The organism is Xanthomonas arboricola pv. guizotiae (genome assembly GCF_002940205.1).
Classification (GTDB): domain Bacteria; phylum Pseudomonadota; class Gammaproteobacteria; order Xanthomonadales; family Xanthomonadaceae; genus Xanthomonas; species Xanthomonas arboricola_C.
The window spans coordinates 97,806-119,944 of record NZ_MDSK01000006.1 but is presented as its reverse complement, the minus strand read 5'-3'; the positions used below and the strand labels follow the sequence as shown (position 1 = coordinate 119,944).

Here is a 22,139-nt window from a genome sequence, read left to right as displayed (position 1 = left end):
AGGAGAAGCAAATGGCGGTCATTGAAATCAAGGTTCCCGACATCGGCGATTACAGCGATGTCCCCGTCATCGAAGTGCTGGTCGCCGTCGGCGACAGCGTGGTCAAGGACCAGGGCCTGGTAACGCTGGAGTCGGACAAGGCCACGCTGGAAGTGCCGTCCTCGGCCGCCGGTGTGGTCAAGGAGCTCAAGGTCAAGGTGGGCGACAGCCTGTCCGAAGGTGCGCTGGTGCTGCTGCTGGAAGCCGAAGGCGAGGCCGCCGCACCGGCTGCGCCCGCCAAGGCCGACAGCAAGCCCGCACCGGCGGCTGCAGCGCCCGCCGTCGCGCCCGGCAGCAAGCCGCCGGTGACGCCGTCGCATCGCGCTCCGGCCGAACCGGCGCCGTCCAAGCCCGCACTGGCCAGCGGCAAGCCGGCCGACATCGACTGCAAGATGGTGGTGCTCGGCGCCGGCCCCGGCGGCTACACCGCCGCATTCCGCGCCGCCGACCTCGGCCTGGATACGGTGCTGATCGAGCGCTACGCCAGCCTGGGCGGGGTCTGCCTCAATGTCGGCTGCATCCCGTCCAAGGCGCTGCTGCATGCCGCCGCGGTGATCGACGAAGTGGCGCACGCTGGCGATTTTGGCGTGGACTTCGGCCAGCCCAGGATCACCCTGGACAAGCTGCGCGAGTACAAGGAAAAGGTGGTCGGCAAGCTCACCGGTGGCCTGGCCAGCATGGCCAAGCAGCGCAAGGTGCGCACCGTCACCGGCGTGGCGTCGTTCGTGTCGCCCAACGAGCTGGAGATCGTTGGCGACGACGGCAAGACCCAGCTGCTGCGCTTCGAGCATTGCATCATCGCCGCCGGTTCGCAGGCGGTGAAGCTGCCGAACTTCCCGTGGGACGACAAGCGCGTGATGGACTCCACCGACGCGCTGGAGCTGCACGACATTCCAACGACCCTGCTGGTGGTCGGCGGCGGCATCATCGGCCTGGAAATGGCCACGGTGTACAGCGCGCTCGGCAGCAAGGTCACCGTGGTCGAGTTCATGGACCAGCTGATGCCGGGCGCCGACAAGGACCTGGTCAAGCCGCTGGCCGATCGCCTGAAGAAGCAGGGCGTGGAGGTCCATCTCAAGACCAAGGCCACCGACGTCAGGGCCGACAAGGCCGGCATCACCGTGTCCTTCGAAGCGGCCGTGGAAGGCGAAAAGCCGGCCCTGCAGGCCACTGCGTACGATCGCGTGCTAGTCGCCGTGGGCCGTACTCCCAACGGCAAGAAGATCGGTGCCGACAAGGCCGGCGTCACCGTCACCGAGCGCGGCTTCATTCCGGTCGATCGGCAGATGCGCACCAACGTGCCGCACATCTTCGCCATCGGCGACATCGTCGGTAACCCGATGCTGGCGCACAAGGCCACGCACGAAGGCAAGCTGGCCGCCGAAGTGGCTGCCGGCGAGAAGAAGGAATGGGTAGCGCGGGTCATTCCGTCGGTGGCGTACACCAATCCGGAAATCGCCTGGGTCGGCGTCACCGAAACCGAAGCCAAGGCCAAGGGCCTGAAGGTCGGCGTGGCCAAGTTCCCGTGGGCCGCCAGCGGCCGCGCCATCGGCATCGGCCGCACCGAGGGCTTCACCAAGCTGATCTTCGATGAAGAGACCCATCGCGTGATCGGTGGCGCCATCGTCGGCGTGCATGCCGGCGACCTGCTGGCCGAAATCGGCCTAGCGATCGAGATGGGCGCCGAGGCCGAAGACATCGGCCACACCATCCACGCGCATCCGACCCTGAGCGAATCGGTCGGCATGGCCGCCGAGGTCTACGACGGCACCATCACCGACCTGTACATCCCCAAGAAGAAGTAAGCGCCGCCACTTGCGGCACGGCCAGCGACGCCCCGCCTTGCGCGGGGCGTTGTTGTTTCGGTGTGCTGCCGGGCGGGTTTCAGGGTGCGGCCGTTCCCGCCGGGGCGCTGCATGCGCCACGGAATGCAGTGCTCGCAGTGTTGATGCTCTGCGCTGTGGTCCCATGGCGCGTTGCAGCTGCGCAGCAGGACGAGGGGCCGGCGCATCGTCGCCGTGCACAATGACCTGCCGTGCGGCGCAGGCGGGCGTGACGGTGTGGATGCTGGTGCGGCATTGCCATGCCGATCCGGCCTTCAAGGCGCAGATGCAATAGGTCGCGCATGGCGATATCGGCGCACTCGCTAGTGCTGTCGGCACCGCACAAAAAGACAAAAGGCCCGCAAAACGCGGGCCTTTTGGTGCAACGCTGCGCGTCGATCAGAACGCGAACGTCACGCCTGCGACCGGGCCCTTGAACTCCTGCTTCAGGCCGATCAGGCCGTCGCTGCCGCGCTGGTCGACGTCGAGCTTGAACCAGTCGTAGCCGGCGAAGATGCCGAAGTTCTTGGTGAAGCGGTATTCGGCAATCGCGTTGGCGCGGCTCAGGTCGCCGTCGTAATCGCCGAAGTCGCCCCAGCTGGTGTTGAGGTACTGGCCCTGCACGTTGAACAGCCAGTGCTCGCTCGGACGTGCGGTGAAGCGGATGCCGACCACCGGCGCGACGCCGTCTTCGCTTTCGTCCAGCACGTCGCCACTGAAGACGCTGCCCAGATCGGCGTATGCGTTGGCTTCGACCTTGGCGTACTCGGCGCCGATCTGCAGGCCCAGGCTGAATTCCGGCGAATCGATGACCGAGTAGTCGTACACCAGGGTAGCGACCTGATACTTCAGCTCGCCCTTGATGAAGCTGCCGGTCGGCACGGTGACGCCGCCGCCGCTGATGTCCTGGGTCAGGGTCTCGCGGCGATCCTTGTCGTACTTGAAGTAATCGAAGATCAGGCGCTGGCGGGTGCTGATGCGGAACACGCCATCGACGCGCGGCTCCCACTCCTTGCCGCCGAGCTTGAAGTCTTCGTTGACCGACACGTTGTTGCCCGCCACCAGCGTGTTGCCACGGATGGTGTTGTCGTTGTCGACGTTCATCGCACCGAGACGGAGCTGGAAGCGGTCATCGGTATCTTCTGCGTGCGCCGGCGCGGCGTAGGCGGCAGCCAATACGCACGGGATGGCCAGTGCGAGAAGGTGTTTCATGGGGAGCTCCGAATTCTTGGAATGGTCAGGCGTTCTGGCCTGTGCGGCGCATCTTCGATAAGCCGACGTCTTCCATGAGTGAAGGAACTGTCGCATGAGCGTGAAGGCCGAGATAGCAATCGGACAAAACGGTCCGCTGCTGCAGGGGTCAGACTTTATTCGTAAGCCACACAATCCGCGCGCCAATCGCGAAGCGATATGGCGTGTTTCACCTGACGCGGGCGCGGATTGGACCGCCGACGGGAAGGTCGCAAGGTGCGACAAAATGCGTAAAAAAGCAGGAGCCCCGGTGTTCCGGGGCTCCCATAAGCGACCTGCGGCAGTACCTTTCGACGAGGATGTGCAGGCCTCGCGGGTTATGACCGCCGGTTTGTGGCAAAGTTCCCACCCGCTGCGGCGGCAGCCACGTGGTGCATTGCAGCAAGCGATGACCTCTGCCGGTTGTCTCGCAATTTGTCCCATTGCTATACTTTCGCGGCTCGACGAGGCGCAGCTGCGCTTCCCACTCATTCACACGTAAGGTAACCGTAGTGCTGAACTCCGTTGACGCGGGTCGGCGGTTGATGCTGCGCGCTGCGGTATATCCGCTTGCCGCTGTAGCTATAACCAGTCTGGGGTTGCTGTTGGTCGGTCCCCGTTACTCCGCCGGTCTGGCATTGACCGGGTTTGCGACGGTGCTGGGCGGTTGGGTGGCAGCACGTACCGCGCTAGGTGGCGGTATCCAGGCCGCCGGCATTGCCATGGTCCGGCTGATTCTGGCGATGGTGTTGAAGTGGGTGTTGGTTTTCGTGGCGCTGGCGCTGGGCTTCGGCCTGTGGCGGCTGCCTCCTCTGGCCTTGCTGGCGGGTATCGCCATCGGGCTGATTTTTCAGGTTCTGGCTCTGGCCAGGCGTTGATTCGAACTTAAAGGGCTCCGGACACATGGCGGGCGAGGCAGCAACACCTACCTCCTATATCCAGCATCACTTGCAGAACCTGATCTATCCGGTTCGCGAGGGTGGCGGCACGTTTTGGACCATCCACGTCGATACCCTGGTCATGGCGGTGTTGATGGGCCTGGTGATGGTCTTCGCGTTCTGGACGGCAACCCGCAATGCCACCGCCGGCGTGCCGGGCAAGTGGCAGGCGTTTGTCGAGATCTGCCTCGAGTTTGTCGACCGCCAGGCCAAGGACACCTATCACGGCAGCAGCAAGCTGGTGACGCCGATCGCGATCACCATCTTCTTCTGGATCCTGTTGATGAACCTCATCAAGATGATCCCGGCCGATTTCATCGCCATCCCGCTGGGCTGGGCCGGCATCCACGCCTGGAAGCCGGTGCCCACCGCCGACGTCAATGCCACCCTGGGCATGTCGATCAGCGTGTTCTTCCTGATGATCGTGTTCTCGCTGCGCTCCAAGGGCGTGGGCGGCATGACCAAGGAGTTCCTGACGGCGCCGTTCGGCAAGTGGATGATGCCGTTCAACCTGCTTTTGAACATCGTCGAGTGGCTGAGCAAGCCGATTTCGCTGGCGATGCGACTGTTCGGCAACATGTTCGGCGGCGAGATCGTCTTCCTGCTGATCTGGGTGCTGGGCGGTGCGGGCATCGCCGGCATGGTCGCTGGCGGCGCATTCGGCCTCGGCTGGATGCTGTTCCACCTGTTGGTGATTCCGCTGCAGGCCTTCATTTTCATGATGCTGTCGATCGTGTATCTGAGCCTGGCCGAAGACAGTCACTGAGTTTGCGTCACCCTTCATCTGCTTCATTCCGCTTCATCCATCACCCTTAGAAACTTTCGTTCGGAGATCACCATGTACCTCGCCGTCCTGACCAACCTCGCTCAAGTCCAGAGCTCCACCGTCCTCGCCGTCGGCATCATGATCGGCCTGGCCGCGCTGGGTGCCGGCCTCGGTCTGGCCATCATGGCTGGCAAGTTCCTGGAATCGGCTGCGCGCCAGCCGGAACTGATCCCGGTGCTGCAGGTCCGCATGTTCATCACCGCCGGCCTGATCGACGCCGCGTTCATCATCAGCGTCGCCGTCGGCCTGCTGTTCGCCTTCGCCAACCCGCTGGCCCAGGTGTTCATCGAGCGTCTGTCGCAGGCTGCCGGCTGATCCAGCGGTAGCAGGATGTGGAGGCAACCGTGCGCGGTTGCGTCCGCGGATGAAGGTCGGAAAGCGCCGCCTGTGCGGTGGCGCTTTCACCCCTAAACAGCGATTGAGCGACCCATGGATATCACCCTTACCATCTTTGCCCAGGCGCTGGCCTTCGCCGGTCTGATCTGGATCGTCGCGACCAAGATCTGGCCGCCGCTGCTGCAGGCGATCGAAGAGCGTCAGCAAAAGATCGCTGAAGGTCTGGCTGCGGCCGATCGCAGTCAGAAGGATCTGGCGCAGGCGCAGGAAAAGGTCAACGAAGCACTGAAGGACGCACGCACCAAGGCCAACGAGATCATCGATCAGGCCCATGCGCGCGCCAACCAGATCATCGAAGCGGCCAAGCAGGAGGCAATTGCCGAAGCGACCCGTCAGAAGGATCTGGCGCAGACCGAAATCGACGCATCCGCCACGCGTGCCCGCGAGGAACTGCGCAAGCAGGTCTCGGTGCTGGCCGTCAGCGGTGCAGAAAAGCTGCTCAAGCGCGAAATCGATGCCAACGCCCACAAGGCGCTGCTCGACGAGCTGGCGGCGGAGATTTAAGCGATGAGTCAGGCCCTCACACTTGCCCGTCCGTACGGCCGCGCCGCGTTTGCGATCGCGCGTGAGGGCGGCAACTTCGCGCCCTGGTCCGATGCGCTGGCGTTTTCGGCGCAGGTGGCCGGCGACCCGCGCGTGGCTGCATTGCTGCTCAACCCGGCCCTGGGCCAGGAACAGGCAGTGACGCTGCTGGCGCCGCCGCAGGCGGGCGAAGACTATCTGCGTTTCCTCGGCCTGCTGGCCGACGCGCAGCGGCTGTCGCTGCTGCCGGAAGTGGCAGGACTGTACGAACAACTGCGGGCCGAAGCCGAACACGTCGTCAAGGCGACGGTGACCTCGGCGGCTGCAATGAGCCAGGCGGAACTGGACACGATCGCTGCTGCGCTGAAGAAGCGTTTCGGCCGCGAGGTGGACATCACCACCGCGGTGGATGCTTCGTTGATCGGCGGCGCGGTGATCGACACCGGCGACGTGGTCATCGACGGCTCGCTGAAGGGCAAGCTTGCGCGTCTGCAAAGCTCGCTCGCCCACTGAATTCACATAAACGCATGGCCCTCGCGGCCGGCACCTAGGACTGAACGATGGCAACCACGCTCAACCCCTCCGAAATCAGCGACCTGATCAAGACCCGCATCGAAGCGGTCAAGCTGTCCGCAGAGTCGCGCAACGAAGGCTCCGTGACCAGCGTGTCCGACGGCATCGTGCGCATCTTCGGCCTGGCCGACGTGATGCAGGGCGAAATGATCGAACTGCCGAACAACACCTTCGCGCTCGCACTGAACCTGGAGCGCGATTCGGTCGGCGCCGTGGTGCTGGGCGATTACGAAAACCTGCGCGAAGGCGACGTGGCCAAGACCACCGGCCGCATCCTGGAAGTGCCGGTCGGTCCGGAATTGCTCGGTCGCGTGGTCAACGCGCTGGGCGAGCCGATCGACGGCAAGGGCCCGCTGGGCGCCACCCAGACCGCACCGGTGGAGCGCGTTGCGCCCGGCGTGATCTGGCGTAAGTCGGTCGACCAGCCGGTACAGACCGGTTACAAGTCGGTCGATGCAATGATTCCGATCGGCCGTGGCCAGCGCGAGCTGGTCATCGGCGACCGTCAGACCGGCAAGACCGCGCTGGCGATCGATGCGGTGATCAACCAGAAGGGCACCGGCATCAAGTGCGTGTACGTGGCGATCGGCCAGAAGGCCTCGACCGTTGCCAACATCGTGCGCAAGCTGGAAGAAAACGGCGCGCTGGCGCACACCGTGGTGGTGGCTGCGACCGCGTCCGAATCGGCCGCGATGCAGTACATCAGCCCGTATGCCGGCTGCACCATGGGCGAGTACTTCATGGACCGCGGCGAAGACGCGCTGATCGTCTACGACGATCTGTCCAAGCAGGCGGTGGCCTACCGCCAGATCTCGCTGCTGCTCAAGCGCCCGCCGGGTCGCGAAGCCTATCCTGGCGACGTGTTCTATCTGCACTCCCGCCTGCTGGAGCGCGCTGCGCGCGTGTCCGAGGAGTACGTTGAGAAGTTCACCAACGGTGCGGTGACCGGCAAGACCGGCTCGCTGACCGCGCTGCCGATCATCGAAACCCAGGCCGGCGACGTTTCTGCCTTCGTGCCGACCAACGTGATCTCGATCACCGACGGCCAGATCTTCCTGGAAACCGACCTGTTCAACGCCGGTATCCGTCCGGCCGTCAACGCCGGTATCTCGGTGTCGCGCGTCGGTGGTGCGGCCCAGACCAAGATCATCAAGAAGCTGTCCGGCGGCATCCGTATCTCGCTGGCCCAGTACCGTGAGCTGGCCGCGTTCGCGCAGTTCGCCTCGGACCTGGACGAAGCCACCCGCAAGCAGCTCGAGCGCGGTCAGCGCGTCACCGAACTGATGAAGCAGAAGCAATACGCGCCGATGTCCATCGCCAACCAGGCGCTGTCGATCTATGCCGTCAACGAGGGCTACCTCGATGACGTGCCGGTCAACAAGCTGCTGGCGTTCGAAGAAGGCCTGCACGCGCACTTCGCCAACACCCAGGGCGAGCTGGTCTCCAGGATCAACAGCACCGGCGGTTGGGACAACGACATCGAAGCCAGCTTCAAGAAGGGCATCGAAGAGTTCAAGACCACGGGCAGCTGGTAATCCAGCTGCGGGAATCGGGAATAGAGAATAGGGAATCGTCAAGGCGGGGTTGGCTGTGCCAATTCCCGACTCACGATTCCCCATTCCCACTAAGCGAGCGAAGCGAGCGAGTATGGCAGGCGGACGCGAAATCAAAACCAAGATCAAGAGCGTGCAGAACACCCGCAAGGTGACGCGCGCGCTCGAAATGGTCTCGGCCTCCAAGATCCGCAAGGCGCAGGACCGCATGAAGACCTCGCGTCCGTATGCGCAGGCGATGAAGCAGGTGATCGGGCATCTGGCGCAGGCCAGCACCGATTTCCAGCATCCGTTCCTGGTCGAGCGCGAGCAGGTCAAGCGGGTCGGTTACATCGTGATTTCTTCCGACCGCGGCCTGGCCGGCGGTCTGAACAACAACCTGTTCCGCAAGATGCTGGGCGAGGTGCGCCCCTGGCAGGACACCGGTGCCGAGATCGACGTGGTGACCATCGGCCAGAAGGCCTCGGCGTTCTTCCGCCGCATCAAGGTCAACATGGTCGGCAGCGTGACCCACCTGGGCGACAGCCCGCAGGTGGAGCAGCTGATCGGTGTGATCAAGGTGATGATCGATGCCTTCGTCGAGGGCAAGGTCGACCGCGTGTATCTGGTCTACAACCGCTTCGTGAACACGATGACGCAGAAGGCCAGCTTCGATCAGCTGCTGCCGCTGCCGGCCGCCGAGCACAAGGTGGCGCACCACGATTGGGATTACCTGTACGAACCCGATGCCGCGACCGTGCTGGAGCACGTGATGACGCGTTACATCGAGTCGCTGGTGTACCAGGCCGTGCTGGAAAACGTGGCCTCCGAACATGCCGCGCGCATGGTGGCGATGAAGGCCGCCAGCGACAACGCCAACAAGATGATCGGCACCTTGCAACTGGTCTACAACAAGGCGCGTCAGGCGGCGATCACCCAGGAAATTTCGGAAATCGTCAGCGGCGCGGCCGCCGTATAGCCGGGAATAGGGAATGGAGAATCGGGAATGGTCGAAGCAGCAGCACTTGATCTTCCCATTCCCGACTCCCGTTTCCCTATTCCCGACACAAGAATCGAACAGACATGAGTGGAGTTATCCAAATGAGTCAGGGCAAGATCGTTCAGATCATCGGCGCGGTCGTCGACGTCGAATTCCAGCGCAATGAAGTGCCGAAGGTCTATCACGCGTTGAAGGTCGAAGGCACCGAAATCACCCTGGAAGTGCAGCAGCAGCTCGGCGATGGCGTGGTGCGCACGATTGCGCTCGGCTCCACCGACGGACTGAAGCGCAACCTGCTGGCCACCAACACCGAGCGTGCCATTTCGGTGCCGGTCGGTGCCGGGACGCTGGGCCGCATCATGGACGTGCTCGGCCGTCCGATCGACGAAGCCGGCGACGTGCAGGCCTCGGACCATTGGGAAATCCATCGCGGCGCACCGTCGTACGAAGACCAGTCGTCCAGCACTGAACTGCTGGAAACCGGCATCAAGGTCATCGACCTGATGTGCCCGTTCGCCAAGGGCGGCAAGGTCGGCCTGTTCGGCGGCGCCGGCGTCGGCAAGACCGTCAACATGATGGAACTGATCAACAACATCGCCAAGGCGCACAGCGGCTTGTCCGTGTTCGCCGGCGTGGGCGAGCGTACCCGCGAGGGCAACGACTTCTACCACGAGATGAAGGACTCCAACGTGCTCGACAAGGTTGCGATGGTGTACGGCCAGATGAACGAGCCGCCGGGCAACCGTCTGCGCGTGGCGCTGACCGGCCTGACCATGGCCGAGTACTTCCGCGACGAGAAGGACGCCAACGGCAAGGGCAAGGACGTGCTGTTGTTCGTGGACAACATCTACCGCTACACCCTGGCCGGTACCGAAGTGTCCGCGCTGCTTGGCCGTATGCCGTCGGCGGTGGGTTACCAGCCGACCCTGGCCGAGGAAATGGGCGTGCTGCAGGAGCGCATCACCTCGACCAAGAGCGGTTCGATCACCTCGATCCAGGCCGTGTACGTGCCTGCGGACGACCTGACCGACCCGTCGCCGGCGACCACCTTCGCCCACCTGGACTCGACCGTCACGCTGAGCCGTAACATCGCCTCGTTGGGTATCTACCCGGCGGTGGATCCGCTGGACTCCACCAGCCGCCAGATGGACCCGCTGGTGATCGGTCACGAGCATTACGACACCGCCCAGCGCGTCCAGCAGACCTTGCAGAAGTACAAGGAACTGAAGGACATCATCGCGATCCTGGGCATGGACGAGCTGAGCGAAGAAGACAAGCAGTCGGTGTCGCGCGCCCGCAAGATCGAGCGCTTCTTCAGCCAGCCCTTCCACGTGGCCGAAGTGTTCACCGGCTCGCCGGGCAAGTACGTCTCGCTGAAGGACACCATCCGCGGCTTCAAGGCGATCTGCGACGGCGAATACGACCATCTGCCGGAGCAGGCGTTCTACATGGTCGGCAGCATCGAAGAAGCCGTCGAGAAAGCCAACAAGATGAGCGCCAAGGCCTGATGATCCCAGCCGCCGTGCGGCTGGAATCGGGAATCGGGAATCGGGAATCGTAAAGGCGGGTCGTAGGTGGGTCGGACATACGGGAACAGGAAGCGTGCGCAGCCAGCCGCTCTTCCGAATCCCGAATCCCGATTCCCGATTCCCCGCCTCACAGAGTGAGGCACCATGAGCACTATCCGTTGCGACATCGTCAGCGCCGAGAAGGAAATCTTCCACGGTGAGGCGACGCTGGTCGTGGCTACCGGCGAGTTGGGTGAGCTGGGCATCGCGCCCAAGCACGCGCCGCTGATCACGCGCCTGAAGCCGGGCAAGGTGGTGGTCACCACCGCCAGCGGCGAACAGCTGGACTTCGCCATTTCCGGCGGCATCCTGGAAGTGCAGCCGCAGGTGGTGACCGTGCTGGTCGACACCGCGGTGCGCGCGCAGGACATCGACGAAGCTGCGGTGCGCAAGGTCAAGGAAGAAGCCGAGCGTTTGCTGGCCAACCGTGGCGACACGGTGGATGTGGCCGATGCGCAGCGGCGGCTGGCCGAGGCGACCGTGCAGCTGCAGGCACTGGAACGCCTGCGTCGCAACCTCAAGCACTAACCAGGCACGCGGGCGTGCGCGCTTTTGGCAGCGCATGCAAGGTGATAGCCGATGCAGCGCCGCACGCAGGTGTGGAGTGGAAACGCCGACCGGAGTGTCGGCGTTTTCGTTTCTGGAGCTGCGCGTGCGTGGCGCGGCTTCCCTGCCTGGGCACAGCGGGCACACTGCCTGCCTTGCGCCGTGCCGCCGGTTGCAGGCGGCGCGGCATCTCACTCACGCACGTCGAGGAACACCGATGATCCGCACGATCGATGGCTTTCGTAGTTGCGCGCTGAGCGGCCTGCTGGCCGTGGCGATGCTGGGGTGCGCGCTGCCCGCACGCAGCCAGCCGCCGCTGGATCCGCTGCTGGATCGCATCGTGCAACGCAATGCCATCGGCGATGCGGTGGCGCTGAGCAAGTGGGACAGCGGCAAGCCGGTACTGGACCAGACCCGCGAGGCGGCGGTGCTGCAGCGCGTGCGCGAGCAGGCGCCGGCGCATAGGCTGGATGCCGACGATGCGGCGCGCTTCTTCGCCGCGCAGATCGAGGCCAACAAGTCGGTGCAGTACGCCTTGTTGAACCACTGGCGCGAACGCGGGCGCGCGCCGGACACCGCGCGTCCGGATCTGGCGATCCTGCGCACGCGTCTGGATCGCCTGCAAGGCGAATTGCTCGACGCACTGGCCCAGGTCGCGCCGGCACGTGCAGCGCCGCAATGCGCGACCAGCACCGCGCGGGCCGCAGCCGATTACGCCGCCCAATGGCAGCTGGACGCGCTGCATCGCGCCGCGCTGGTACGCAGCCTGGGCGATTTCTGCCACTGATACGCGCCGGGTCCGACACTGCACGGGCTCAGGTACGCTCGCTCAGCGATACACCACGTGCCGGCCCAGGAAAAACGACACGATCGCCAGGCCGCCTTCCACCAGCGGTTTGGCCAGCCAGGCCTGGCGCAGGCCGACCAGATCCACCGTTGCCGACAACAGCCAGGTGCTGATGAGCGTGAGTGCCAGCCACATCAGCGCAAAGCGGCGAAAACGCGGCCAGCCCAGACGTGCGCCGCCTTCCTGGGCAAAGGTGTAGCGGCCGTTGAGCCAGAAGCCCAGCACCGCGCCGCTGATCCGCCCGAACAGATTGGCAGGCACGGCCGGCATGCCGGCTGCGGTGGCGGCGATGAAGATGCTGCAGTCCACCGCCAGCTGCAGGGCGCCAATGATCATGAATTGGCTGCCTTGGCGGAACAGACTCATGCAGGCCGTGTCATCGTGGAAGGGCGCTCATGCTAACGGCAGCGGCGCTTGAAAAGTGTCATCGTCGCGCCTGCTGCAGGCAGGACACGACGCACTGCCGGGACAGCGACTAGAATTTGGTTCTCCCATGTTCTGGAACGCTTCGATGACTCTGCCCCTGCACGTCGTGATCCTGGCCGCGGGCGAGGGCAAGCGCATGCGCTCGTCCCTGCCCAAGGTGCTGCAGCCGCTGGCGGGCCAGCCGATGCTGGCACATGTGATCGCCACGGCGCGGCAGCTGCAGCCGGCCGCGATCCATGTGGTGCACGGGCACGGCGGCGAGCAGGTGCAGGCGGCGTTTGCCGCACAGGGCGATCTGCACTGGGCCGAGCAACGTCAGCAACTGGGCACCGGGCATGCAGTGCAGCAGGCGATGGATGCGATTCCGGATGCGGCCACGGTGCTGGTGCTGTACGGCGATGTGCCGCTGATCCAGTCGCAGGACCTGCTGCAGCTGCTGCACGCACCCGGGCGCATGGCGGTGCTGGTGGCCGATGTGCCCAATCCCACCGGTTACGGCCGCATCCTGCGCGATGCCGAAGGCAAGGTCGCCGCGATCGTCGAGCAGAAGGATGCCAACGACGAGCAGCGCCGCATCCGCACCATCAACACCGGCATCCTCACTGCCGAGTCCACGGCGCTGCGCCGCTGGCTGGCCGGCCTGTCCAACGAGAATGCGCAGGGCGAGTTCTATCTCACCGACGTGTTCGCCAGCGCCGCCGCCGATTTCACCCCGGCCGACATCGTGCATGTGGCCGACGCGCAGGATGTGGAAGGCGCCAACGACCCCTGGCAACTGGCGCAGCTGGAACGCGCCTGGCAGCTGCGTGCGGCCCGTGCGCTGTGCCTGCAGGGCGTGCGCATGGCCGACCCGGCGCGGGTGGAACAGCGCGGCAGCGTGCAGGTGGGCCGCGATGTGCAGCTGGATATCGATGTGATCCTGGAAGGCGAGGTGACGCTGGGCGATGACGTGGTGATCGGCCCATTCGTGCGGCTGCGCGATGTCACGCTCGGCGCCGGCACGCAGGTGCGCGCGCACAGCGACCTGGAAGGGGTGATCACCGAAGGTGCGGTGCAGATCGGCCCGTTCGCGCGTCTGCGCCCCGGCACTGTGTTGGCCGATGGCGTGCATATCGGCAACTTCGTCGAGACCAAGAAGGTCACCATGGGCGTCGGCAGCAAGGCCAACCATCTGACCTACCTGGGCGATGCGGTGATCGGCAGCAAGGTCAATATCGGCGCCGGCACCATCACCTGCAACTACGATGGGGTGAACAAGTCGCAGACGACCATCGGCGATGGCGCCTTCGTCGGTTCCAACAGCGCACTGGTGGCACCGATCGAGATTGGTGCCATGGCCACCATCGGCGCGGGCTCGGTGATCACCCGCGATGCGCCTGCCGGCCAGCTCAGCGTCACGCGTGCGCGCCAGGCCGTGGTCGAAGGCTGGGAACGACCGACCAAGAAGTAGGCTGAGGTGCACTCTGCATCGCAGAGAACAGCGCCGCACTTGCGCTGATTGCGCTCTGAGCGACGCGACCCAGCGGAAGCGCGCGACAGCTCCGCGGTTCTCAGTGCGACGCGTCAAGGCGGCTAACGGGCTCAGCAGCTGTGTCGTGCCGCACGCATTGGATGCGTAGGAGCGCCCCTGGGCGCGACAGGCATTACCGGTAACGCCATCGCGCCCAGGGGGCGCTCCTACCACGTGCGCGAGGCGCGTCTGCGACCGGCGGCCTGATGCAACGCATGGGTTGCATGGATCTCAAGCGCTATTCAATCCTGAGCGCCTTGCTGCTTTCAGGCCGCCAACGGCAACAGCAAGGTCACGCACAAGCCACCGTGTTCGCGGTTATGCAGCGAGATGCGCCCGCCGTGCGCTTCGGCGATCTCGCGGGTGAGCGCAAGGCCAAGGCCTGTGCCATTGCGCTTGGTCGAGTAGAACGGCATCAGTGCGTTATGCAGCACGGCCTCGTTCATGCCGTTGCCGCGGTCCAGCACTTCGATCCGCAGCCATTGCGGCACGCGCGTGACGCGCACGGCGACATCGCTGTTGGGCGGCTGCGCTTCGCTGCAGGCTTCGTGCGCGTTCTTGAGCAGGTTGAGCAGCGCCTGCTCGATCTGCGCGGCATCGATGCGGCTGGCGACATCGCTCTGTGCGCCCTGCAGCTGGAACGGAATCTGCTGCCGCAAGCGCTCCAGGAACGGTGCCCATTCGATGGTCTGCAACTGCGGCTGCGGCAACTTGGCAAAGCGGGCATAGCCGCGAATGAAGCCTTCCAGATGACGTGCGCGTTCTTCGATGGTCTCGAACACCGTGCCGAGCCGGTCGGTGCGTTCGCGGCGCAGCAACTCGGCACCGGAATGCGCCAGCGAGGCGATCGGTGCCAGCGAGTTGTTCAATTCATGGCTGATCACGCGGATGACCTTCTTCCAGGTCTGCACTTCCTGGCGCCGCAGTTCGGTGGTCAGGGTGCGGATCAGCAGCAGCTCGTGACCGCGTCCGTTGAGATGGAAGCTGCGGCGTGACAGGTGATAGATCTGCTCGTCGTCTTCGTCATCGCCGTCCTCGCGGACCGCAAACAGGCAATCGCCGCCGCGTGCCAGCGCATCGCGCAGCTCGCCGGGCATGCGCGCGAGTACGTCGTCCAGGTGCTGGCCTTCGAGCTTGCGGCCGTCGTGCAACAGCTTACGTGCGGCATTGTTGGAAAAGCCGATGCGGCGCACGCCATCGCCACCGGCCACCACCAGCAGCATCGCCACCGGGGTGTTCTGCAGCATGGTGTCGAGCATCAGTTCGCGCTGCACCAGGTTGCGCCGTTGCGCGCGCAGCACCTCGCCCAGTTCCGCGTGCGCCTGCACCAGTTGCGCCAGCTCGTCGTTGCCGCGCCAGTACACGCCGAAGTTGTATTCGCCATCGCGGTAGCTGCTGGTGGTGCCGGCCAGGGCACGGAACAGCGAGCGCATCGGCGCAGTGGCGCGGCTGAGGCTGAACCACATCGCCGACAGCAGCACCACTACCGACACCGCGGCTACTTGCCAGCCACGGTCCATCCAGTACGCCATGAGCCAGGGCAGCGCGGCGGCCAGCGCCAGCACCGGCAACAGCCGCAAGAACAGCGAGAACGTGAAGGAACGTTGCCACATGTCGGGAATCATTCCGAAGTGATGCCGTAGCGGTCCATGCGCCGGTACAGCGCCTGCCGGCTCAGCCCCAGCTCGGCAGCGGCCTGGGCGATGACGCCCTGCGCGCGCGCCAGTGCCTGTTCGATACGGGCGCGATCCGGCTCGCCGGTTGCCGGCGTTGCCGGCCGCGGGGTGGCCGCACGTGGCAAATTCAGATCGCTCGCTTCGATGCGCGCAGCTTGCGCAAGCAGCGACGCGCGTTGCAGCACATTGCGCAGCTCGCGCACGTTGCCGGGCCAGGCGTGCCGCTGCAGGGCATCGCGCGCCTGCGTGGACAAGGGCTTTTCGCCGGCCAGGAAGTGCTCGGCCAGCGGGCCGATATCGCCGGGGCGTTCGGCCAGTGCGGGCAGCGCGATTTCGACCGTGTTGAGGCGGTAGTACAGGTCTTCGCGGAAGCTGCCATCGCGGATCATCGCGGGCAGGTCGGCATTGGTGGCGCTGATCACCCGCACCTTGGCGTGGCGTTCGCGGTTGGAGCCCAGGCGCTCGTAGCGGCCGGTTTCCAGCACGCGCAGCAGCTTCATTTGCCCTGCCAGCGGCAGGTTGCCGATTTCGTCCAGAAACAGCGTGCCGCCATCGGCCGCTTCGAACTTGCCTTCGCGTGCCTTGTTGGCGCCGGTGTAGGCGCCAGCGTCGGCGCCGAACAATTCGGCTTCGATCAATTCGCCCGGCAATGCGCCACAGTTGAGCGCAATGAACGGCCCGTGTTTGACGGCCGAGTTGGCCTGGATGATCTCGGCGATCTTCTCCTTGCCGCTGCCGTTGGGGCCGGTGATCAGCACCGGCAAGTCGGAGCGTGCGACCTGGCAGGCGAGCGCGATCGCGCGTTCGCTGGCGGGGTCGGCGAACACCGCGCCGCGCAGGTCGTAACGTTGGGTCAGCTGTTCGCGACCGCGCCGCTCGCGCTCGCGCCGACGTTCCAGCTCGCGGCGCGCCTCGGACAGCTCCAACAGGTTGTTGACCGTGGTCAGCAGCTTGGTGTCGTCCCAGGGCTTGGCGATGTAGTCGGCCGCACCGGCCTTGACCAGCCCCACCGCGCTGCCCAGATGGGTCCAGGCAGTGAGCAGGATCACCGGCAGGTCCGGGTGGCGCTGACGGATCTGCGCGAACAAGGCTTCGCCTTCCTCGCCGGAGGTGGTGTCGGCGGTGAAGTTCATGTCCTGGATCACCAGATCGAACCCCTGCTCGTCCAGCAGCGCCAACCCGGCCTGCGGCGAATGCGCGTGCCGCGCCTCGATATCGTGCAGCGAAAACAGCACCTCCAGTGCAGTGGCCACGGCGGTGTTGTCGTCGATGATCAGGATCTGGGACATGGCGGATCAGGTTGGATGGGATGCCATCGTAGCGGCTAGCTGCCCGCTACGGCGCGGTGGGCGTAGCTGAGTACGCGGGTGATGACCCACTGCCCCGAATGCAGGTGCCAGATCATCAGGAAGTCGGCCGCGCCTTCGCACTTGCCGGTCGCCCGATCGCAGAAGCGGTGCTGGCCTTGCGCGATCGCGCCGAAGTCCCGAACCGGCTAGACCTTCAGGCTGCCGGGGATCAATTCTCGGGTGTAGTGCCCGCACGCGTACTTGCGGGTGTTCGCCAGCATGTCCTCGCGGTTCCATGTGACCCCGCCGGTGTCGTGATAGAACTCGACGTGCGGATCGAAATAGCTGGCATGCTTTTCCAGCTGCGCCGGGTCGGCGCAGCGGTTGAAGCTGTCGAAGACCTCCTGGTCCAGGGTGGCGATGGTGGCTTGGAGATCGGCAGCGGTGACCGGTGTCTCGGCCAGGGCCGGCAGGGAGAGCAGGGACAGGGCGGCGAACAGAAGGGCTCGGTTGTTCTTCATCGATGGTGGTCCAGGAAGTTTGTCGATGGCGATAATGCGTTTGCCTGCCTATGCGCTGCGGGTGGCGACCGCCGGCGGCACGGCGGCGGCGCGGCGTGCCGGCCAGAACACCGCCAGCTGGCCTAGCACCCACAGCAGCACCGCACCGATCGGCAGGTAGACCGCCGGCAGGCGCGGCAGTTCGTAGCGCGCCATCAACCACACGTTGATCGAGTACGCCATCAGCATGCCGAGCACGATGCCGAGCGAGGCGAGCAGGAAATTCTCGATCTGGAAGTAGCGCAGGATCTGCCCGCGGGTGGCGCCCAGCGCGCGGCGGATGCCGATCTGCTTGGTGCGCTGCTGCACCCAGAAGCTGGCCAGGCCCACGATGCCCAGCGCGGTGACCACCAGCAGCGCGACGCAGACTGCGCCCAGCAACCAGATCATCGCGCGGTCGTTGCGGAAGTACTTGTCGCGGATCTCGGAATAGGTTTCCTGTTTCAGCACCAGTCGGCTGTTGTCCAGCTTCATCAGCGCGCTCACCGCCGCTTGCAGGACTTCCTGCCGCTGCGCGGGGTCGCCGACGCGTAGCAGGTACTGGCCATCGGTGTAGGGAGCGCGGATCGGCAGCAGCATCGAATAATTGATCTTGTCGATGCCGTTGACGTTGTTGGGGCGCACCAGGGTCTGCACGATGCCGACAATGCGCAGCGGGATATCGCCCGAATACACGGTCTTGCCCAGCGCGCTGTGATCGGGAAACAGTTTGTCCGCCGTCGCCTGGGTGACGATGAGCGACGATCCCTTCGCGCGCACGCTCTTGTCGTTGTCCGCCGTCTCCAGGCTGATGTATTCGTCCTTGTTGAAATCGCGCCCGGCCACCAGCTGCAACCCCATGATGCCCACGGCGCCTTCGCTGACCAGATATTGCGCGGCATTGAGGGTGGAGCGCTCCTGATCCGGGGTCAACGTCAGGCCGGTGTTGGAGGAGGAGTTCACGAAAGGAACCTGGTTGGTGATGATCGCGCCGCGCACGCCGTGAATGCCGCGCAGTGCCGCCAGATCCTCGCGGGTGCGCGCATCGGCGTTGACCTGGGTGCCGATGCCGCCCAGGCGGATGCTGACCAGTTCCGGTTCGGCGAGGCCGCTGATGCGCTGCAAGGTCTCGATGCGGTTGCCGATCAGAAACAGCGCGTTGCAAACGATCGCGCAGGCCAGGGCGATCTCGAGCACGATCAGTGCCGATGCCGTCTTGTGGCGGCGCAGCGTGGAAACGATAGGACGGATGTCCATGGGCAATAACCTTCGATGAGGGACCGTGCCCGCCGCGCCGCGGCGGGCGTGAGGGTCAGGACGATTTGAGCTGCAGCGCCGGTGCGACCTGGATGGCGCGCCACGATGGCAGCAGGCCGGCCAGGACGCTGGCGACCAGCGCCAGCACGAATGTCAGCAGCAGCATCTTCGGATCCAGGTGAGCGAGCTTGGCGTAGGGCACCGGCTGCTGGCGGACCGCCCACAGTCCCAGCCACGCCAGTCCCAGTCCGGCGATGCCGCCGGCCAGCCCCACCGTCCCGGCTTCCACCAGGCATTGCGCGAAGATGGCACCGCGCGATGCGCCCAGGGCGCGGCGTACGCCAATCTCGCCGCTGCGGCGCAGGAACTTCGCCAGCAACAGGCCCACGGTATTGAGCAGGCAGACCAGCAGGAAGCCCATCGCCAGCCAGAGCTGCAGGCGCACGTCGCTCGGCACCACCTTGTTGTGGTCCAGCCATTCCATCACGTTGCGCAGGCGGACGTTGTTGGGGCGTTCGAAGCGTCCGGCGGCGCGTTGCTGGTTGGAGTAGTTATCCAGATAGGCCTTGTAGTCGCCGGCCTGCGAGGCATTGTCTAGCTCCGTCCAGTACTGCACCCAGGTGCAGGGCGCATTGAGCGCGGTGGTATCGCCGGTATCGACTACGCCGAAGCAGTTGGTGCTGCCGTAGTGATCCATCTTCAGATCCATCGCCGCCGAGAAAGGCAGATAGAGCTGTTCGTCGGAGCCGTAGCTGTCGGTGAGGTCGTAGAAGCGCGGATTGACCTGCCAGGTGTCGAGCACGCCGACGATGCGGAAGGTGTTCTTGTTCAGGCGTAGTTCGCGGCCCACGCTGTTGCCGCCGTCGAACAGTTTGTCGTTGAGCGTCCTGGTAATGACCACGACACGTTCGTGGCGGTCGTCGCTGTTGTGCGACCAAGCTTGTCCATACAGGAAGGGCGGCTCGAACATCGGAAAGAAATCGGCCGAGGTGTAGCGCGCTTCCGACTTGAAGGCGCTCAGCCCGCTCTTTTCCGGTTCGATCGCCAGGTTGCCGCCGGTCATCATGGCCTGCCGCTTGCCGCGTTTCTCACGCAGCAATGCCTCGGCATCGAAGCGGGTCACTTGATCGTCCGGTTCTTCGCCTGGCTGAAAACCGGCCTTCGGCTGCGGGTCGACCAATACATTGAACAACCGATCGCTCTTCTGCGGAATCGGGTCGCCCGACAACATATAGAACACCGTCAGCGTGGTCATGCTGGCGCCGATACCGAGCGCGATGGCCAGCACCATCAGTGCGGTCAGCACCTTGTTGCGGCGGAAGCTGCGCACCGCCAGAGTGAAGTAATAGCCGAACATGAGTGGGCTCCTTAGTCGGCCAGAGTTGCAGTGGCGCTGGGCGCGCGCATCAGGCTGGGGTTGCGTTCCAGATCGGTGGCCTGGCCATCGACGATGTGCACGTTGCGCTGCGCGCGTGCGGCCAGTTCCGGGTCGTGGGTGACCATGACGATGGTGGTGCCCTGGCTGTTGATCTCTTCCAGCAGTTCCATCACCCCGCGCGCCATCTGCGAATCGAGGTTGCCGGTGGGTTCGTCGGCCAGCAACAGGCGCGGGCTGCCGGCCAGCGCACGCGCGATGGCGGCACGCTGCTGCTGGCCACCGGACAGCTCGGTGGGGTAGTGCTTCAGGCGCGAGCCCAGGCCGACCTTGGTCAAGGCTTCTTCGATGCGCTGCTTGCGCTCGGCCGCGGCCATGCCGCGATAGCGCAGCGGCACATCGACGTTGTCGAACAGGTTGAGATCGGGAATCAGGTTGAAGCCCTGGAAGATGAAACCGATCTTGCGGTTGCGCAGGCGCGAACGCGCGTCGTCGGACAGGTGGCTGACGTCTTCGCCGTCGAGCAGGTACTGCCCGCTGGTGAAGGTCTCCAGCAGCCCGGCCAGGTTGAGGAAGGTGGTCTTGCCCGAGCCGGAGGGGCCGGTGACCGCAACGAATTCGCCTTCGCGCACATGCAGGTCCAGCGAGCGCAGCGCGTGCGTTTCCACCTGTTCGGTGCGGAAGACCTTGGAGACCGATTGCATCTTGAGCATTGCCGATTCCTTTACGAATGAGGTGTGTGCGAAAGAGATTGAGAGTGGCTGACAAACCGTGGCGAGCAGCCTGACGGCTGCGCAGCAGGTGCTGGTCGCCTTTAGTGAACGGTGACGCGCGGTGCATCCCCGAAGTTGTCTGCACCGGAGACCACCACGCGGTCGCCGACCTGCAGCCCGGACAGCACCTGCACCTCGCCCAGGCTGCTGACACCCATGCGCACCGGACGGCGCACCGCGGTGTTGCCATCCATCACATAGGCGTAGCTGCCGCCGGATTGTTCGACGAACGGGCCGCGCTCGACCTTGAGCACGTTGCGGCGCGTGTCCATCACCACGCGTGCGCTCATGCGCTGGCTCTGGCGCAGGCCCGGAGGCTGCTTGTCGGCAAAGCGGATGCGCGCGGTGACTTCGCCATTGACCACTTCCGGCGACACCGCCGAGATCGCGCCCGGGAACGGCTCGCCGCTGCCGCTGGTGAGCTGCGCCGGCATGCCAATTGCCAGATCGCGCGCAAAACTTTCCGGCACCTTGATCTCCACTTCGAACTTGGACAGGTCCACCACGCCCAGGATCGGCGCGTTCGCCGCGACCTGGGTGTGCTGCACCGCCTGCACCTGGCCGACCTGGCCATCGAACGGCGACAGCAGCGTGAGCGCATCGACCTGGCGCTGCACCTCGGCCACCACCGCGCGCTGGCGGTCGGCGAGCAGGCGCTTGTTGCGCGAATCCAGGTCCGCGCCCTGGCTCTTCAGCGACGCATCCCGCTGGGCGTGCTGCAGGTCGATGTCGGTCTTCTTCAAGGTGTCCTGCGCCTTGGCCAGTTCCACCTGTGGCACCGCGCCGCCATCGTAGCCGCGCTGGTAGCGCTCCAGGTCGCGCGCGGCGGCCTGCTTGTCGATCTTGGCCTGGTCGGTGAGCTTGCTGGCCGTGGCGCGGGCCAGGGTGGCGTCCAGGGCGGCGCGGCTGGACTCGGCCTCCAGCCCGGCCAGCGTGGCCTGCTCCTGCGCCAGCTTGCTGCGCAGCTCCGGGCTGTCGATGCGGGCCAGCTCCTGGCCCTGCTTGACCACGTCGCCGGCGACCACGCTCAGCGTCACCGTGCCGGCCGAGATGGCGTACAGCACGGGGCTGTTGGCGGCGATGACGCGCCCGTCGGCGGCGATGTCGCGCACCAGGTCACCCTGGCTGACCGTGGCGATCCGCACCCGGCTGGCATCGAACGAGCGGCTGCCGGCGCTCCACGCGGTGACCGCCCAACCAATACCGGCCAACACGGCGACCGCGGCGATGCCGGGCCACAACCAACGGCGCCACGGCGCGCTCTGGGCGGATGTACGGAGAACCTGGTCCTGGGCAGAGGTATCGCGAATCATGATCGGCTGGCTCGGTGGCGTCACTGCGATAAAGCAGGACATGTGCCAACCTCCAAGTCGTTGAATGCAATCGCTTTTAAACGTTCGTGGCCAGTGTCCGCAGTGTCCGCGGACACTGGTGCGGACACGCTGTCCGGGCAT

Annotated in this window: 22 protein-coding genes; 13 read left to right on the top strand and 9 right to left on the bottom strand. The window is 65.2% G+C overall.

The genetic code is table 11. From position 1 onward, the window contains the following. Positions 1-11 precede the first annotated feature (11 nt). A complete protein-coding gene (gene lpdA / locus XarbCFBP7408_RS05520) occupies positions 12-1,844 on the top strand; it encodes a dihydrolipoyl dehydrogenase (protein WP_104562082.1) in 1,833 nt (610 codons plus the stop codon). 417 nt (positions 1,845-2,261) lie between these two features. Here the strand turns inward: lpdA and XarbCFBP7408_RS05515 are convergent, their stop codons facing one another. After that, positions 2,262-3,074 (bottom strand): hypothetical protein, encoded by an 813-nt coding sequence (locus XarbCFBP7408_RS05515; RefSeq protein WP_026064024.1) that lies wholly within the window; start codon positions 3,072-3,074, stop codon positions 2,262-2,264. A gap of 94 nt (positions 3,075-3,168) precedes the next feature. On the opposite strand from XarbCFBP7408_RS05515, the gene XarbCFBP7408_RS22310 reads away from it, so the two are divergent. The 11 genes from XarbCFBP7408_RS22310 to XarbCFBP7408_RS05465 all read left to right on the top strand — a co-directional run bounded on the left by XarbCFBP7408_RS22310 (position 3,169) and on the right by XarbCFBP7408_RS05465 (position 11,780). After that, on the top strand, positions 3,169-3,594 hold the full coding sequence (locus XarbCFBP7408_RS22310; RefSeq protein WP_146093740.1) for a hypothetical protein: 426 nt from the start codon (positions 3,169-3,171) through the stop codon (positions 3,592-3,594). Between the two features lie 10 nt (positions 3,595-3,604). Beyond that, positions 3,605-3,970: a hypothetical protein gene (locus XarbCFBP7408_RS05510; RefSeq protein ID WP_016901016.1), complete on the top strand. Its 366-nt coding sequence runs from the start codon at positions 3,605-3,607 to the stop codon at positions 3,968-3,970. Positions 3,971-3,995: 25 nt separating this feature from the next. Continuing rightward, complete coding sequence (gene atpB, locus XarbCFBP7408_RS05505) at positions 3,996-4,796, top strand: F0F1 ATP synthase subunit A (protein ID WP_104562080.1); 801 nt, start codon at positions 3,996-3,998, stop codon at positions 4,794-4,796. 72 nt (positions 4,797-4,868) lie between these two features. Next, entirely contained in the window at positions 4,869-5,171 is a 303-nt protein-coding gene (gene atpE / locus XarbCFBP7408_RS05500; RefSeq protein WP_002814105.1) for a F0F1 ATP synthase subunit C, read from the top strand. A 114-nt stretch (positions 5,172-5,285) separates the two neighbouring features. Beyond that, positions 5,286-5,756 (top strand): F0F1 ATP synthase subunit B, encoded by a 471-nt coding sequence (locus tag XarbCFBP7408_RS05495; RefSeq protein ID WP_029221300.1) that lies wholly within the window; start codon positions 5,286-5,288, stop codon positions 5,754-5,756. 3 nt (positions 5,757-5,759) lie between these two features. Beyond that, positions 5,760-6,287 (top strand): F0F1 ATP synthase subunit delta, encoded by a 528-nt coding sequence (locus tag XarbCFBP7408_RS05490; RefSeq protein WP_104562079.1) that lies wholly within the window; start codon positions 5,760-5,762, stop codon positions 6,285-6,287. Positions 6,288-6,334: 47 nt separating this feature from the next. Next, positions 6,335-7,882, top strand: a complete 1,548-nt coding sequence (gene atpA, locus XarbCFBP7408_RS05485; protein ID WP_104562077.1) for a F0F1 ATP synthase subunit alpha — start codon at positions 6,335-6,337, stop codon at positions 7,880-7,882. Between the two features lie 112 nt (positions 7,883-7,994). Further along, a complete protein-coding gene (gene atpG, locus XarbCFBP7408_RS05480; protein WP_104562075.1) occupies positions 7,995-8,858 on the top strand; it encodes a F0F1 ATP synthase subunit gamma in 864 nt (287 codons plus the stop codon). A gap of 122 nt (positions 8,859-8,980) precedes the next feature. Further along, positions 8,981-10,387 carry a F0F1 ATP synthase subunit beta gene (atpD, locus tag XarbCFBP7408_RS05475; RefSeq protein WP_104562073.1) on the top strand — a complete coding sequence of 469 codons (1,407 nt, stop codon included), beginning with the start codon at positions 8,981-8,983 and terminating at the stop codon, positions 10,385-10,387. Between the two features lie 165 nt (positions 10,388-10,552). Next, the gene (locus XarbCFBP7408_RS05470) at positions 10,553-10,975 is read left to right on the top strand and encodes a F0F1 ATP synthase subunit epsilon (RefSeq protein ID WP_024938404.1); all 423 of its coding nucleotides are present in this window, start codon (positions 10,553-10,555) and stop codon (positions 10,973-10,975) included. A gap of 235 nt (positions 10,976-11,210) precedes the next feature. Next, complete coding sequence (locus XarbCFBP7408_RS05465) at positions 11,211-11,780, top strand: chorismate mutase (RefSeq protein WP_104562071.1); 570 nt, start codon at positions 11,211-11,213, stop codon at positions 11,778-11,780. 42 nt (positions 11,781-11,822) lie between these two features. Here the strand turns inward: XarbCFBP7408_RS05465 and XarbCFBP7408_RS05460 are convergent, their stop codons facing one another. Continuing rightward, positions 11,823-12,206, bottom strand: a complete 384-nt coding sequence (locus tag XarbCFBP7408_RS05460) for a GtrA family protein (RefSeq protein ID WP_104562069.1) — start codon at positions 12,204-12,206, stop codon at positions 11,823-11,825. Between the two features lie 145 nt (positions 12,207-12,351). Here XarbCFBP7408_RS05460 and glmU point away from each other — a divergent pair, with 145 nt between their 5' ends. Next, complete coding sequence (gene glmU, locus XarbCFBP7408_RS05455; protein WP_104562067.1) at positions 12,352-13,716, top strand: bifunctional UDP-N-acetylglucosamine diphosphorylase/glucosamine-1-phosphate N-acetyltransferase GlmU; 1,365 nt, start codon at positions 12,352-12,354, stop codon at positions 13,714-13,716. A gap of 326 nt (positions 13,717-14,042) precedes the next feature. Here glmU and XarbCFBP7408_RS05450 read toward each other — a convergent pair whose 3' ends face one another. From XarbCFBP7408_RS05450 to XarbCFBP7408_RS05420, 7 genes are all read right to left on the bottom strand, one after another. Further along, entirely contained in the window at positions 14,043-15,389 is a 1,347-nt protein-coding gene (locus tag XarbCFBP7408_RS05450) for a sensor histidine kinase (RefSeq protein ID WP_104562065.1), read from the bottom strand. An 8-nt stretch (positions 15,390-15,397) separates the two neighbouring features. Next, the gene (locus XarbCFBP7408_RS05445) at positions 15,398-16,741 is read right to left on the bottom strand and encodes a sigma-54-dependent transcriptional regulator (RefSeq protein ID WP_104562063.1); all 1,344 of its coding nucleotides are present in this window, start codon (positions 16,739-16,741) and stop codon (positions 15,398-15,400) included. 206 nt (positions 16,742-16,947) lie between these two features. Further along, positions 16,948-17,262, bottom strand: coding sequence for a hypothetical protein (locus XarbCFBP7408_RS23075; RefSeq protein WP_258072027.1), 315 nt, complete (start codon positions 17,260-17,262; stop codon positions 16,948-16,950). A gap of 48 nt (positions 17,263-17,310) precedes the next feature. After that, positions 17,311-18,537 carry an ABC transporter permease gene (locus tag XarbCFBP7408_RS05435; protein ID WP_104562060.1) on the bottom strand — a complete coding sequence of 409 codons (1,227 nt, stop codon included), beginning with the start codon at positions 18,535-18,537 and terminating at the stop codon, positions 17,311-17,313. A 55-nt stretch (positions 18,538-18,592) separates the two neighbouring features. After that, complete coding sequence (locus XarbCFBP7408_RS05430) at positions 18,593-19,894, bottom strand: ABC transporter permease (RefSeq protein WP_104562057.1); 1,302 nt, start codon at positions 19,892-19,894, stop codon at positions 18,593-18,595. Between the two features lie 11 nt (positions 19,895-19,905). Then, a complete protein-coding gene (locus XarbCFBP7408_RS05425) occupies positions 19,906-20,625 on the bottom strand; it encodes an ABC transporter ATP-binding protein (protein ID WP_104562055.1) in 720 nt (239 codons plus the stop codon). Between the two features lie 101 nt (positions 20,626-20,726). Beyond that, positions 20,727-21,998 (bottom strand): efflux RND transporter periplasmic adaptor subunit, encoded by a 1,272-nt coding sequence (locus XarbCFBP7408_RS05420; RefSeq protein WP_104562134.1) that lies wholly within the window; start codon positions 21,996-21,998, stop codon positions 20,727-20,729. Between the last annotated feature and the right edge of the window lie 141 nt (positions 21,999-22,139).

Bases quoted from the DNA above. Each gene is read 5' to 3' on its own strand.
- lpdA (WP_104562082.1), top strand. From the start codon at position 12: ATGGCGGTCATTGAAATCAAGGTTCCCGACATCGGCGATTACAGCGAT.
- XarbCFBP7408_RS05515 (WP_026064024.1), bottom strand. From the start codon at position 3,074: ATGAAACACCTTCTCGCACTGGCCATCCCGTGCGTATTGGCTGCCGCC.
- XarbCFBP7408_RS22310 (WP_146093740.1), top strand. From the start codon at position 3,169: ATGAGCGTGAAGGCCGAGATAGCAATCGGACAAAACGGTCCGCTGCTG.
- atpB (WP_104562080.1), top strand. From the start codon at position 3,996: ATGGCGGGCGAGGCAGCAACACCTACCTCCTATATCCAGCATCACTTG.
- atpE (WP_002814105.1), top strand. From the start codon at position 4,869: ATGTACCTCGCCGTCCTGACCAACCTCGCTCAAGTCCAGAGCTCCACC.
- XarbCFBP7408_RS05495 (WP_029221300.1), top strand. From the start codon at position 5,286: ATGGATATCACCCTTACCATCTTTGCCCAGGCGCTGGCCTTCGCCGGT.
- XarbCFBP7408_RS05490 (WP_104562079.1), top strand. From the start codon at position 5,760: ATGAGTCAGGCCCTCACACTTGCCCGTCCGTACGGCCGCGCCGCGTTT.
- atpA (WP_104562077.1), top strand. From the start codon at position 6,335: ATGGCAACCACGCTCAACCCCTCCGAAATCAGCGACCTGATCAAGACC.
- atpG (WP_104562075.1), top strand. From the start codon at position 7,995: ATGGCAGGCGGACGCGAAATCAAAACCAAGATCAAGAGCGTGCAGAAC.
- atpD (WP_104562073.1), top strand. From the start codon at position 8,981: ATGAGTCAGGGCAAGATCGTTCAGATCATCGGCGCGGTCGTCGACGTC.
- XarbCFBP7408_RS05470 (WP_024938404.1), top strand. From the start codon at position 10,553: ATGAGCACTATCCGTTGCGACATCGTCAGCGCCGAGAAGGAAATCTTC.
- XarbCFBP7408_RS05465 (WP_104562071.1), top strand. From the start codon at position 11,211: ATGATCCGCACGATCGATGGCTTTCGTAGTTGCGCGCTGAGCGGCCTG.
- XarbCFBP7408_RS05460 (WP_104562069.1), bottom strand. From the start codon at position 12,206: ATGAGTCTGTTCCGCCAAGGCAGCCAATTCATGATCATTGGCGCCCTG.
- glmU (WP_104562067.1), top strand. From the start codon at position 12,352: ATGACTCTGCCCCTGCACGTCGTGATCCTGGCCGCGGGCGAGGGCAAG.
- XarbCFBP7408_RS05450 (WP_104562065.1), bottom strand. From the start codon at position 15,389: ATGTGGCAACGTTCCTTCACGTTCTCGCTGTTCTTGCGGCTGTTGCCG.
- XarbCFBP7408_RS05445 (WP_104562063.1), bottom strand. From the start codon at position 16,741: ATGTCCCAGATCCTGATCATCGACGACAACACCGCCGTGGCCACTGCA.
- XarbCFBP7408_RS23075 (WP_258072027.1), bottom strand. From the start codon at position 17,262: ATGAAGAACAACCGAGCCCTTCTGTTCGCCGCCCTGTCCCTGCTCTCC.
- XarbCFBP7408_RS05435 (WP_104562060.1), bottom strand. From the start codon at position 18,537: ATGGACATCCGTCCTATCGTTTCCACGCTGCGCCGCCACAAGACGGCA.
- XarbCFBP7408_RS05430 (WP_104562057.1), bottom strand. From the start codon at position 19,894: ATGTTCGGCTATTACTTCACTCTGGCGGTGCGCAGCTTCCGCCGCAAC.
- XarbCFBP7408_RS05425 (WP_104562055.1), bottom strand. From the start codon at position 20,625: ATGCTCAAGATGCAATCGGTCTCCAAGGTCTTCCGCACCGAACAGGTG.
- XarbCFBP7408_RS05420 (WP_104562134.1), bottom strand. From the start codon at position 21,998: ATGATTCGCGATACCTCTGCCCAGGACCAGGTTCTCCGTACATCCGCC.